General features: G+C 28.2%; 14 protein-coding genes and 1 tRNA gene. 11 read left to right on the forward strand and 4 right to left on the reverse strand.

What is annotated here, in order from left to right:
- The 5 genes from MCJ_RS03650 to MCJ_RS00105 all read left to right on the forward strand — a co-directional run bounded on the left by MCJ_RS03650 (position 1) and on the right by MCJ_RS00105 (position 4,595).
- Positions 1-150, forward strand: a complete 150-nt coding sequence (locus MCJ_RS03650; RefSeq protein ID WP_012751236.1) for a hypothetical protein — start codon at positions 1-3, stop codon at positions 148-150.
- 376 nt (positions 151-526) lie between these two features.
- Positions 527-1,684, forward strand: coding sequence for a type 2 glycerol-3-phosphate oxidase (gene glpO / locus MCJ_RS00090; RefSeq protein ID WP_012751237.1), 1,158 nt, complete (start codon positions 527-529; stop codon positions 1,682-1,684).
- Positions 1,685-1,702: 18 nt separating this feature from the next.
- Entirely contained in the window at positions 1,703-3,220 is a 1,518-nt protein-coding gene (gene glpK / locus MCJ_RS00095) for a glycerol kinase GlpK (protein ID WP_012751238.1), read from the forward strand.
- A 1-nt stretch (position 3,221) separates the two neighbouring features.
- Positions 3,222-3,965, forward strand: a complete 744-nt coding sequence (locus MCJ_RS00100) for an MIP/aquaporin family protein (protein ID WP_012751239.1) — start codon at positions 3,222-3,224, stop codon at positions 3,963-3,965.
- A 153-nt stretch (positions 3,966-4,118) separates the two neighbouring features.
- Positions 4,119-4,595 (forward strand): hypothetical protein, encoded by a 477-nt coding sequence (locus MCJ_RS00105; RefSeq protein WP_012751240.1) that lies wholly within the window; start codon positions 4,119-4,121, stop codon positions 4,593-4,595.
- 3 nt (positions 4,596-4,598) lie between these two features.
- Here MCJ_RS00105 and rsmG read toward each other — a convergent pair whose 3' ends face one another.
- The gene (rsmG, locus tag MCJ_RS00110; RefSeq protein WP_012751241.1) at positions 4,599-5,213 is read right to left on the reverse strand and encodes a 16S rRNA (guanine(527)-N(7))-methyltransferase RsmG; all 615 of its coding nucleotides are present in this window, start codon (positions 5,211-5,213) and stop codon (positions 4,599-4,601) included.
- Positions 5,197-6,189 carry a ribose-phosphate pyrophosphokinase gene (locus tag MCJ_RS00115; protein ID WP_041594459.1) on the reverse strand — a complete coding sequence of 331 codons (993 nt, stop codon included), beginning with the start codon at positions 6,187-6,189 and terminating at the stop codon, positions 5,197-5,199. The genes rsmG and MCJ_RS00115 overlap by 17 nt, the downstream gene beginning before the upstream one ends.
- 67 nt (positions 6,190-6,256) lie before the next feature.
- Between MCJ_RS00115 and MCJ_RS00120 the strand changes: the two genes are divergently transcribed.
- The 5 genes from MCJ_RS00120 to MCJ_RS00140 all read left to right on the forward strand — a co-directional run bounded on the left by MCJ_RS00120 (position 6,257) and on the right by MCJ_RS00140 (position 9,418).
- A complete protein-coding gene (locus tag MCJ_RS00120) occupies positions 6,257-7,498 on the forward strand; it encodes a TatD family hydrolase (RefSeq protein WP_012751243.1) in 1,242 nt (413 codons plus the stop codon).
- A gap of 2 nt (positions 7,499-7,500) precedes the next feature.
- Entirely contained in the window at positions 7,501-8,283 is a 783-nt protein-coding gene (rsmA, locus tag MCJ_RS00125; RefSeq protein WP_012751244.1) for a 16S rRNA (adenine(1518)-N(6)/adenine(1519)-N(6))-dimethyltransferase RsmA, read from the forward strand.
- 161 nt (positions 8,284-8,444) lie between these two features.
- On the forward strand, positions 8,445-8,882 hold the full coding sequence (gene rplM, locus MCJ_RS00130; protein ID WP_041594460.1) for a 50S ribosomal protein L13: 438 nt from the start codon (positions 8,445-8,447) through the stop codon (positions 8,880-8,882).
- Entirely contained in the window at positions 8,882-9,277 is a 396-nt protein-coding gene (gene rpsI / locus MCJ_RS00135; protein WP_012751246.1) for a 30S ribosomal protein S9, read from the forward strand. Before rplM ends, rpsI begins: the two co-directional genes overlap by 1 nt.
- 64 nt (positions 9,278-9,341) lie before the next feature.
- Positions 9,342-9,418 (forward strand) — tRNA-Ile (locus MCJ_RS00140).
- Between the two features lie 46 nt (positions 9,419-9,464).
- On the opposite strand, the gene MCJ_RS03655 is transcribed toward MCJ_RS00140, so the two are convergent.
- Together MCJ_RS03655 and uvrB are read right to left on the reverse strand one after the other, a co-directional pair.
- On the reverse strand, positions 9,465-10,229 hold the full coding sequence (locus MCJ_RS03655) for a Sua5/YciO/YrdC/YwlC family protein (protein ID WP_012751247.1): 765 nt from the start codon (positions 10,227-10,229) through the stop codon (positions 9,465-9,467).
- 2 nt (positions 10,230-10,231) lie between these two features.
- Positions 10,232-12,196 carry an excinuclease ABC subunit UvrB gene (gene uvrB / locus MCJ_RS00150; RefSeq protein ID WP_012751248.1) on the reverse strand — a complete coding sequence of 655 codons (1,965 nt, stop codon included), beginning with the start codon at positions 12,194-12,196 and terminating at the stop codon, positions 10,232-10,234.
- Positions 12,197-12,261: 65 nt separating this feature from the next.
- Between uvrB and MCJ_RS00155 the strand changes: the two genes are divergently transcribed.
- Positions 12,262-13,083, forward strand: coding sequence for a leucine-rich repeat domain-containing protein (locus tag MCJ_RS00155; protein ID WP_012751249.1), 822 nt, complete (start codon positions 12,262-12,264; stop codon positions 13,081-13,083).
- Positions 13,084-13,207 lie beyond the last annotated feature (124 nt).

Here is a 13,207-nt window from a genome sequence, read left to right on the forward strand (position 1 = left end):
ATGAAAAATAAATTTAAAAAACTTCAAAAAGGAAATATTGCTCGTGATGTTTTAATGGGTATAGTTGTACTTGTTGGTTCAGCATTTACAGCAATTACTATTTATGCAATTATCTTTTTTATAATTGGTGTTTCTCAAAACGGCTTTTAAAAAGATAAAATAGTGAATTTAGACAAAAAAACAAGGTTATTGCCTTGTTTTTTTTGTTTTTGTAAAATAAGAGAGCGTTCAAAGAAATAGGGTCTTAAATCCTAGGTCTTTGAAAACTAAATATCGCTAAAACCTTTATTTAAATCTAGAGGCGAAATATAATTTAATAAATTAATTAATAAAATCTATATTTTTCTTTCTTTTTTCATAATTAAACTTAGATATTTTTTTGTTAGCACAAAAAAAAAAAAAACAGTTAAATATAAGTTTTTCATTTTATAATTTAATTATGTATAAAATTAATTTTTTCAACTAGTTTAAAAGAGCTAATTTTAAAAAATATTTGAAAAATAAAGATTAAAATGGAGGTATAAAAGTGTCTGCTCAAAAATACGATGTTGCAATTATAGGTGGAGGCATCATTGGTGCCGCGATTGCTTATGAATTATCTCAATATAAACTAAAAACTACTTTAGTAGAAAAAAATCCAGTATTTGCTGATGAGACCTCAAAAGGTAATTCAGGCGTTATACATGGTGGTTTTGATCCTATTCCAGGAAAACTAGAAGCTAGATTAAATGTTTTGGGAAACCAACTTTGACGTGAAAAAATATTTAAAGATCTTTTATTTCCAAGAGAACAAGTAGATTCTTTGGTTTTAGCTTTTAATGAGGAAGAAATGGAACATGTCAATATGTTATATCAAAGAGGTTTGACAAACTCAGTTCCAAAAGAATTTTTAAAAATATTGAATAGAGAACAAGTTTTAGATAGAGAGCCAAACGTTAATTCCAAAGTTTATGGAGCACTTTTATGTACAAATTCATGAGCTATTGATCCTGTAAGAGCATCATACGCTTTTTTAGGAGCTAGTGAACAAAATGGAACTGTTTTACAAAATAATGCTCAAGTTGTTTCTATTAAATTTGAAAATCAAGAATTTAAAATAAGCTTAAAAAATGGAACAATTTTTTATTCAAAAATAGTAATAAATGCAGCTGGTCACTTCGCAGATGTGATTGCTAAAGAAGCAGGATATGGTGATTTTCAACAAACAACAAGACGTGGTGAGTACCGGATTTTATCAAGAAGTCAACGTGAATTAGTTAATTCGATTTGCTTTAAAGTACCAACTATCCATGGTAAAGGTGTTATCGTAGCACCAATGTTAGATGGTCGGGTGCTTGTTGGTCCAACTGCACAAACAGATGTACCAAAAGAGGAAACACGAGTAATAACTAAAGACAAATTTGATCTAATTGCTCAAATAGGTCACGAAATTATTCCTAATTTAGATATAGAAAAAACAGAAATTGTACTCTCAGGTTCTAGACCAATCGATATTGAAACTGATGATTTTGTGATTAGAGCCGCTAAATTAAATAAAAAATTCATCAATGCTGCAGGTATGCAATCACCTGCAATTGCTTCTGCACCTGCAATTGCAATTGAAGTTGCAAAACTAGTTGAAGAAGCGGGATTGCAATTAGTAAAAAATGAAAATTACAATCCTAAATATAAAGTAAGATTTTAAAAAGAGGAGGCTATAAAAATGAACGATAAATACATTATTACCCTTGATTCAGGAACTACATCTTGCCGTAGTTTAATTGTTGATCATAAAGGTGAAGTAGTTGCAACAAGTCAGGCTGAATTTGGTCAAATATTTCCACAATCAGGGTGAGTAGAACACAACCCACTAGAAATATGAAATACTCAGCTTTCAACTATGCAAACAGTTAAAAGTAAAGCTAAAATTAAATCTCACAATATTGCCGGTTTAGGAATCACTAACCAAAGAGAGACAATTGTTTTATGAGATAAATTAACTGGACTTCCTGTTTATAACGCTATTGTTTGACAAGATCGCCGAACTGCACAATTTTGTCAAGAATTAATTGAACAGGGCTGATCTGATAAGATTAATTCAAAAACCGGACTTATTATTAACCCTTATTTTAGTGCAACTAAAATTCGTTGAATTTTACAAAATGTTGAACTTGCAAAAGAAAAACTTGCTCAAGGCAGATTACTAGCGGGAACAATTGATACTTGACTAATTTGAAAATTAACAAATGGAAAAGTTCATGCAACTGATGTCTCCAACGCCTCAAGAACAATGTTATTTAACATTCACACCCTTGACTGAGATCAAGAAATTTTAGATCTACTTGAAATTCCAAGAGAAATATTGCCAGAAGTTAAATCTTCAGCTGATGATTTTGGAAAAGTAGAACCCGAATTTTGATCAAAAAATTCTCAAACATACGTTCCAATTTCAGGAGTTGCTGGTGACCAACAATCAGCATTATTTGGACAACTATGTACAGAAGTAGGAATGGTTAAAAATACCTATGGAACTGGATGTTTTACTTTGGTAAACACAGGTGAACAAGCAGTTAAAAGTAAAAATAAATTATTAACAACCATTGCTTGAAAAATTAAAAATCAACCAGTTATTTATGCACTCGAAGGTTCTGTTTTTATCGCAGGAGCTGCTATCCAATGACTTCGTGATTCAATTAAAATTATTTATAATGCAGCAGAATCAGACTTTTTTGCCTCATTAGTTAAAGATGATCAAAGAGTTTATTTAGTACCTTCTTTTACAGGACTTGGTGCACCTTACTGAGATTCATACTCACGTGGAGCTATCTTCGGACTTGAAAGAGGAACTAAACGTGAACACATTATTAAAGCAACTTTGGACTCCATAGCTTACCAATCAAACGACTTAATTAAAGCAATGGAAAAAGATTTAAACAAACCTATTATTGCCCTCAAAGTTGATGGTGGAGCTTCAAATTCTAACTACTTAATGCAATTCCAATCTTCAATTTCTAATGTCGAAGTTTGAAGGCCTAAAAACATTGAAACTACCGCACTTGGAGCTTCATATCTAGCAGGTCTAAGTGTTGGATTTTGAAAAAACATTGAGGAAATTAAACAACTTTACATTCCAGACAGAGTTTTCAAACCTCAACTTGATAAATCAACAGTTGACAAACTTGTCAAAGGTTGAGACACCGCAGTTAGCAAAACTCTAAACTGAACAAAGGATATTGAATAATATGGAAAGTATACTTTTATTATCTGAATTTCTTGGAACATTGTTTTTAATTCTTTTTGGAAATGGTGTCAACTACAGTGTCTCAGCCACTAAAATGTTTGCCAATCAGCCAGGAAAATGAATTGTCATTGCCCTAGCTTGAGGTTTTGCTGTTTTATTAGGAGTAATTGTTGCTCAAGCTCTTGGTGGTCCTGCACACTTAAATCCAGCAGTTTCTATTTATGCTTCTATTTCGGGAAAAGATGCCTCTATTTTGGCTTATATTCCTTTCCAATTTTTAGGAGCAATTGCAGGTCAAATAATTTTAAACTTTATTAACTTTAAACACATTCAAGATACTGATTTAGCTGTTGTTAGATCATGTCACTCTACCTCACCTGCGTATAAAAATGAAGGAAAAACAACAATTTTTAATTTCTCATACGAATTAGTTGGAACCTTAGCTTTACTTGGTATAATTTTAGCCTTTGGTAAAGGAAGCAATAAAGAAGGTCTAGCATTTTTAGGTCCTCTTCCTGTGACTTTTTTAGTTATGGCAATCGGGATGTCACTTGGTTCTTCAACAGGTTATGCAATTAATCCAGCTCGTGATTTAGGACCTAGATTAGTTTACTATGTAACTGAAAAATTCATTTTAAAATCAAGACAATCTGATCATGTTGGTGCTAACTTTACTTATGGTTGACTACCAGTTGTTGCTCCTAGTTTAGGCGGAGTAATCATTGGATTATTTGGTTTAATTTAATAATAAATTTTTAAAAAAGTCTATAAAAATAAACACAAAACAACAAAAAAGCTCTTTATTTAAAGAGCTTTTTTTTATGAATTTTACTATTTTTTTGTAACTTTCAAAAAAATAGTAAAATTAAATATTAATAATGATTACAAGAGGTGTGCCATGCTTGAACTATTTGATATAGCAAATATGAAAGATTATCCAGATCAAGAATATTTTATTGAACAATATTTCTACTTTATTGAAAAACTAGTTAAGCAAAATCGACCTAGTGATAAATATAAAAATTTAAAAATTGGAAAATATTATAAAAATTTTATTGTCAAAGACAAATTCTTAAAAACAAATGTTTGATTTTATCAACGTCATCATATTGAAGAAATATCTATTTCAGGTGCTATTTTGCAAGCTAACAAAGAAAAATATGAAAATGGGCTTTCAATTATTCTAACCTGAGAGGAACATGCTTTTGTACACTATTTAATTGTTTGTGCAAATACTACCTTGCCAAATTATGGTATGTTAATGCAACTTGATTTTACTACTTGAGATCAAATAGCCAAAAAATATTGTAAAGAATACAATATTAAATATATTGAAAATTGAGATCAACGTTTTACTGGTCCAATCAATATTTAAACTTTAAATTAGTGGTTTTTTGTTAAAAACCACATAAACATTTTTAGACTCAATTTCATTTACTTTTTCTATAATAAAATTTTCTTTTTCAACAGCTTTGATTTCATCAAAAATTTTTGGCCCTTTAATAAAAGCTACTATTGAAGAAGATGTTAAATTTTTTTTAGTTAATTTTATCAACTTATCTAAACTAGATACTGCTCGGGCTGTTAAGATATCAAACTTTTGATCAACATTTTCCATTCTATCGCATACTAAATTAAATTTTAAACCTAGTTCATTAGCAACTAATTTTAAAAAATCACACCTTTTTTGTAAAGATTCGACAATTGTTAAATCAATATTTGGATTAAAAATTAAATAAGGAATTGAAGGAAAACCAACTCCTGAACCAATGTCGACTAGGGAGAAGTTTTCCTTCTTTTTTGTTCATTTTTGAACAAAATTTAAGGTTAAAATGGATTCAAGAATACCTTCTTTTCATAACTTTTCACCACTAAAGCCAGTTAGATTCATAACTTTGTTTTTTTCTTCAATAAGATTTACATATCTTTCGAGTTGAGAAAAACTTGTCTCACCTACTAGTAATTTTATTTCTTGCTTAATCGAATTTAGCATTTTTAAATCGCTCTTTAATCTTCTCATAAATATTAGTAATTGATGTTGAATCAATGCACGCCATAATTACCTGAGATAAAAAATCATCGAGTGATGTTACCAATAATTTAGAAAAATTTTCCACTAGATATTGATTATCTATTGAATCTGTAATGATGACTTGGTCAACATTTTTACTTTCTTCAAATTTATCAAAACCAACACTAAATACCCCATGAGTAGCTGCAACTATTACGCTTTTTGCACCATATTTTTTAAGATTTTCAGCGGCTTTTAAAATAGTACCTCCTGTATCAATAATGTCATCAATAATAATACAATCTTTGTTTTTGACATCACCAATTAAACCTAACACCTCAACTTGATTTGCACCGGTTCTTCTTTTATCAATGATAGCAACTTGAGTATTTGGGCCAAGGATTTCAGCTAGCACTCTTGCCCTAACAGCCCCACCATGATCTGGAGAAACTACAACAAATTCTTTATTTCTGTTTATTAATTCTTGCGCTAAAATATATTGACCATGGATTTCATCAACTGAAATATTAAAAAAACCTTGAATACTTGGATTGTGAATATCTACTAAAACAACTTTTGTCACACCAGCATTTTCAAGCAAATTAGCAATTAATCTTGCTGTAATAGGTTGTCTACCTGATGATTTTCTATCTTGTCTTGCGTAGCCATAATAAGATAAAACCACAATAATATCTCTTGCGTAACCACGTTTTAGGGAATCAATAAAAATTAATAACTCCATTATATTATCATTAACAGGTTTGGATGTATTAGCAATTACGAAAACTGTTGAATTTCTAATTGTTTCTTTTGATTTTAGCATTACTTCGCCATCAGCAAATTGCGTTCTTTCAATCTCAGATAAAGGAATTCCAGTTTTTTTTGAAATTTTTTGAGCTAGTTTTATGGAATTTTTCATTCCAAAAAGTACGAAATTATTTTTTTTAGATAAAAGCATATTTTTCTTCTCTTTATATATTTCTTTAAATATATAATTTTATAATAAAAATAGGAAAAGTATAAATATGAATTGGCAGTTTGAAACACCTAGAGCAAAATATTACGAAAAAATCAAGACAACTTTTGCTAATAAACCTAAATTAATGGAGATTTTTCAAATTAAGAAATCTCAGATTATTATCAATCATAATTTAAATAATTTAGCCAATTTTTTTGATTTTTTACTTGTAGATACAGATAATGATTTTGAAGAAATTGGTTCTTATTTTTGAATAGCTCAAGAAAATAATCTTTTAAATATTGAGCTTGTTTTTTTACATGATAAATTAGATAAAAAATGAAACTGAATAATATTAGAATTTATAAGAGATTTCATTTTAGATAACTTTGATGAAATTAAAAATTACCAAATATGATTCAATCTTCCAAATCTAAATAATGATATTTTAGAAGAGCTAGGTTTTCAATTAATAGCTAATCAAAAATGAAGTTTAAAACCACATAAACCCTATAAATTTATAGATGTTCATACACATCCCTTTGCTGAATATTACAATAATTCTGAGCTTGAAATTGAAAAAAATCTAACAAAAAATATATCTCAAATGATTCTAGTTGGCACAAGCTGAGATGACGTTGTAGAAATTGATAAATTAGTTAAAAAATACAAAAATGTGTATAAAATTATAGGTATACACCCTAATGTAGTTAAAGAAAATGAAGATTATTCTGCACTAGAAAAATATGTAGATGAAAAAACATTAGGCATTGGTGAAATAGGTCTAGATTATTTTTATGAAAATAATCCTAGCGAATATATACAATTAAGATCACTTTTAGAACAAATTAAAATTGCTGAGAAGTACAATCTTGCAATTATGTTGCACATTAGAGATAATAGCCAACCTAAAGCTATCAGGCAAATTCAAGATATTATTGATCAGTATCCTAAAATTAACTTTATTTTCCATAATTTTTCAACAACTTTTGAAATCTATCAACAAATTGTTAAAAAGCCAAACTGTTTTTTTTCATTTTCAGGAGTAATTACTTTTAAAAAAAGTTATGAATTAAGAAAAATTATTCAAGATATCCCTTTTACTAAAATTTTGACAGAAACAGATGCACCTTATTTATCACCAGAACCTAATAGATCTTTATGACCAAATAGTTCTTCAGAAGTGCAATGAGTGTATAAAAATATAGCTAGAATTAAAAATATAACAATAACAAAATTAATAAAAATTATTGAAGAAAATTTTGCTACTATATTTAAAATAGATAATAAGATTAAGGAAATAAAATAGAAATGTCTAAATTTGTTTTTAAAAAAAAGTATGGGCAAAATTTTCTTAAAGATGAAAATATTGTAAAAAAAATTGTTAATAGTGTTGATATTACAAACAAGGAAGTCATCGAAATAGGCCCAGGAGGCGGCGCACTTACGCAAGAAATTGTAAAAAAATGTTCTTTTTTAAGAGCTTATGAAATAGATGCTGATTTAATAGAGAATTTAAAAAAAAAGTTTTCTAGCTCACCGGTTGAAATAATAAATGAGGATTTCCTAGACACCAATTTAGATTTTTTTTCTACTAAACAAATTGTTTTAGCAAACCTACCATACTATATTACTTCAAATATAATTTTTAAGATTTTATCTCACATTAATAAATTTAGTGAAATAGTCATCATGGTTCAAGACGAGGTGGCTGATCGAATTGTAGCTAAAGTTAATACCAAAGATTATTCTAAATTGTCATTATCTTGTCAATATATTGCAAATGTTGAAAAAATTTTGAAAATCCCCCCTTCTGCTTTTATACCTCAGCCGAGCGTAAATTCAGCAGTTGTTGTTTTTAGAGTAAAAGAAAACATAGATCAAGAAAAATTTAACAACTTTTTAAATTTTGTTAAAAAAAGCTTTGCAATGAAAAGAAAAACACTTTTTAACAACTTTTTAACTTTTATAGAAAGAGATAAAATAAAACAGATTTATAGTCTTTTTAAACTAGATTTTAATGTTCGACCACAGCAAATTTCTTTAGATTTATATAATGAAATTTTTGAATTTTTGTATCAAAAATCATTTTAGCTTTGTTTTTAAGTCTTAATTTTTTAAAAATACTAAAAATGTTTTTATTTTTAAAAATTGTTGTATAATTTATATACTTAAAAACTCACCTGTTACATTATTTTTAATTAGTGCATAACACTATAATCATATTAAATAAAAAATAAAAAAAGGATCAAACAATGAGACAAACTACGATTGTTAAGCATAAAGAAGTGCAAAAAAAATGATACATCATTGATGCCGAAAATCAAATTTTAGGTAAAGTTGCAACTCTTGCTGCCTCACATCTAAGAGGAAAAACTAGTCCTTTATTTACACCAAATGTTGATATGGGAGACAATATTATCATTATTAATGCTGATAAAGTAGTTCTTACTGCACAAAAAGAAGATAAGAAAATTTATTACAATCACTCTGGTTACCCAGGTGGACTTAAAGCTAGATCTGCTAGAGTTTTAAGAGCTAAAAAACCAATAGCACTTTTAGAAAGAGCTATTTTTGGTATGTTACCACACACAAAGTTAGGTGATAAACAAAGAAAAAATCTTTATGTTTATGCAGGTCCAAATCACAAACATGAAGCTCAGCAACCAGAAAAATTAGAGGTGAGTAAATAATGGATAAAAAGTTAATTTTTCAAGCAGTTGGTAGAAGAAAATCATCAGTAGCTAGAGTTATAATTACACCAGGAAAAGGTGATTTTAAAATTAATAAACGTTCAGCCAAAGAATATTTAAAATCAGATATTCTAATTCAAGATGCTCTTCAACCTTTTGATATAACTAAAACAGCATCTGAATTTGATATTAGAGTTAATGCAAGAGGTGGAGGAATTTCTGGTCAAGCCGGTGCTATTAGATTAGGAATTGCTCGTGCTTTATTAAAAGTGTCATCAGATTATCGTCCTGATCTAAAAACTAATGGGATGTTAACTCGTGATGCACGTGTTAAAGAAAGAAAGAAATTTGGATTGAGAAAAGCGAGAAGAGCAAGACAATTTTCAAAACGTTAATTTTTTCTTTACATACCAATGTAATTATGATATAATAATATAACGTTTGTTATATTATTAACATGGGAGCGTAGCTCAGATGGTTAGAGCACACGACTGATAATCGTGAGGTCGATGGTTCGATCCCATTCGTTCCCACCATATCTATTTATAGACCAAAAAAATCACCAAAAGATATTGGTGATTTTTATTTTCTAATTATACTTTTGTCTTCAAAATTAATAATAGTTGATGGTATTCCACTACCTTCACCAAAATTATAAATATTTTTTACTTGTCAAAATACTTTTATAGCATCTTGAATATTTAAAGGTTGTTTACCACTAATATTAGCACTAGTTACATAAGCAGGTCCTTTATTATTAAGCAATTTAATTAATTCATCTTGCTTAGGAATTCTTAAACCAATTTTTCCATTATTGTTCTTAGATTTAAGAAGAAGAGTTGTGTTGCCTGGTCAATATTTATCTGCACTATAATAGAGTTTGGGAAAAACCTCTTGATCTACAAAGGAATTAGCTTGCTCTATATTACCTAATAAAATAATAATTTTTTTATTTTTTTCTCTATTTTTTATTGAGTAAAGTAGTTCCAAATTAGAATTATTTACAAAAGTACCAATACCGACAACTGTGTCTGTTGTAGTCAAAAATATTTGTTCATATTTTTGTTGTGTTAATTCAAATTCTTGAACTAAATCTGTAAAAAAACTTTGTTTTTGAAGACTTTTTGAACACTTTTTGAAATTTAAGAGATCACAATAACTTAAATTTTTTATCTCTGTTTCTTCGAAATAAAGATTAATATTCCTCTTTTTAAGAATGTAAGCAATAATTTCAATTTCATTTTTATACTCTGGCGAGCTAATGATTCTAAGATTTTTATACTTACATTTTTCTATAGATATTTTATCTAAATAAAAACTTACAAATTGTTCAAAATAAACATCCATAATTAGATTTTTTGCTCCAATTCTGCAATTAGATCCCTAATTTCGATTGCTAGTTCGAAATTGTGATTTGCTGCAGCTTTTTTCATTTCATTTCTTAAATCTTCAATATGTGATTTTATTTCTTTTTTGTTACCTTTATCTTTTTTTATAATTCGAGATATACTCATTTCAGTTTTAGGATTCAATCTTTGTGGAATTGGCTTGATAATAGTTTTAGGTGTAATGTTATTTTCGATATTATATTTTATTTGTATTTCTCTTTTATTTTTGTTATCTTCGATAACTTCTTTCATACTCCGGCTAATTTTATCAGCAAAGAAAATAACTTTTCCATGGTCATTTCTTGCAGCTCGACCTGCAATTTGAATTAAGGAAGATCTAGATCTAAAAAAGGACTCATGATCTGCATCTAAAACTAATATTAAAGAAACTTCAGGTAAATCCACCCCTTCTCTTAATAAATTAATCCCTATAACTGCATCATAAACACCTTTTCTTAATTTGATAAGAATTTCGTCTCTTTCAAAAGTTGTAAAATCTGAGTGAATATAGTAGACTTTTTGCTTCTTTTCTTCTTGTAAATATTTACTAATTTCTTCACTTAATCTTTTAGTTGTAGTTAAAATAAGACTTCTTTCATCTTTTGCTTTTTGCTGCTGAAGATAGTTATAAATCTTTTCCATTTGATTAGTTTTGTCAACTACCTCAATAATGGGGTCTAAAAGTCCTGTTGGACGTATAATTTGCGGTATTACTTCGCCATCAACTAGGTCTAATTCATATTGTCCTGGAGTTGCTGAGACAAATATTTTTTGCTGCTCATATTTTTCAAATTCCTTGAATTTTAAAGGTCTATTGTCAAGAGCTGAAGGTAATCTAAAACCATAATCTACTAAATTAGTTTTTCGTGATCGATCACCTTCGTACATTCCATTTAATTGTGGTACCATAATGTGGGATTCATCTATAAAAATCAAGGCATCTTTTGGTAAATAATCTAATAATGTATAAGGTTTTTCACCTTCTTGGCGACCATCAATATGACGAGCATAATTTTCAATCCCTGAACAAAATCCAAACTCTCTTAAAGAATCAATATCATTATTTACTCTTTCTTCAAGTCTTTGTTTTTCTACTAGTTTCCCTTCATTTTCAAAGTATTTTAGTCTATATTCAAGTTCAATTTCAATAGTTTTAATAGCTTGAGTAATAGTATCTCTTTTTACTGTATAAGCACTTGCCGGATAAATAGTATAGGCATGAAAAGAACGAAAAAGCTTCTTTTCTATAGGATGAATTGTGTCAATACTTTCAATTAGGTCACCAAAAAAACTAATTCTTATATTAAAAGAGTCATCTCAAGCAGGTGCTAGTTCGAGAATGTCACCTTTGATACTAAAGTTGCCCGGTTTTAAATCGATATTATTTCTTTGATAACCAATTTTTACTAAATTAATGGCTAAATTTTGAATCTTAATTTTTTGATTAGCTTCAATATTAAGAAAACCTTCTTTATATTCAGTAGGGTTTAGAGCTCCATAAATAGCAGCCACTGATGAGACTACAATTGTATCATTTCGCATTGAAAGAGCGTTTAGTGCTGACATTCGCATAGCTTCTAAATCCATATTAGTTTTACTTGTTTTATCAACATAAATGTCTTTTCCTGGTAGGTAAGCTTCAGGTCGGTAAAAATCAAAGTTAGAGACAAAATATTCAACACGGTTTTCAGGGAAAAACTCTTTAAATTCGGAATAAAGTTGTGAAGCTAGTGTTTTATTATGTGATAGTACTAAAACAGGACGGTTGATTTGTGAAATCACATTTGCCATAGTAAATGTTTTTCCTGAACCAGTGACTCCTAATAAAACTTGGTTTTCTTTGTTGTTTTTTATTCCATTTACAAGGCTAGAAATTGCTTTTGGTTGGTCACCACTTGGCGCATATTTTGAAACTAATTTAAACATTTTTACCTCTTTTAATATAGAATATTTTATTTTATTTTTGACAATGTTGTAGAATTTTATAAAATATGAAAAAAATTAAAAAATTACTTTTACCTTTAACTTTGATAGCAACACCAATTTTAGCAGTATCTTGTGGTGCTAAAAATACACAAGCACAAGATTTGCTATCAAATTCTAATTTAATTAAAATAAATAATGAAAATCGAACTTTTACACTAGATTTATCAACTACTACTTTGAAAAAAATTGACAAATCTGCTTTTTATAATTTAGCAGCAAGACAATATTTTCAAACTGCAAATTTAACAGACAACAAAGAAAACAAAGACAAATCTCAAACACCTACAAGCACAATAACAACTATTTATTATTTAGATAGCATTATTTTTCCTTCTACTTTAGAAGAAATTGAAGACCGTGCTTTTGAAGTAGATGTAAACGTTTTAGGAAGTCAGCCTGGACAAAAAATTGTTAATTTAGACTTCTCTAGATCAACCAATCTCAAATCAATTGGCGATTTTGCTTTTGCAAACAACAGTATTAGAAAATTAATTTTACCAAATTCTATTACAAAAATAGGTAAAAATGCCTTTGCTAATAATGAAATTGAAACCTTAGAATTTTCTGAGGATTCTAAATTAAGTTTTATTGATACTGGAGCTTTCTTTAATAATAAAATTACTAAATTAGATTTTACTAATGCTAGGCAAATTCGCGCTATTAACACTGGAGCTTTTGAATCTAATAAAATTTCTGCAATTCAATTTGGCAAAGATAGTTCTCCTATTTTAATTAATAATTCTGCTTTTAAAGATAATGAAATTAAAAATAGAGATAATATTAAAGATATAAACCCTGATTCTCGTTTAGAAGATATTTTTGAATAAAAAAAGCTATAAATTTATAGACAAAATCCATTTATATCTAAGTTTAACTAACTTTAAATTTTTATTTATACTATTATTTTTCGCCTTCATATTAGCTTATTTATGTTATAATTAGCTAAAAAAC

Source organism: Mesomycoplasma conjunctivae, assembly GCF_000026765.1.
GTDB classification, from domain to species: Bacteria; Bacillota_I; Bacilli_A; order Mycoplasmatales; family Metamycoplasmataceae; genus Mesomycoplasma; species Mesomycoplasma conjunctivae.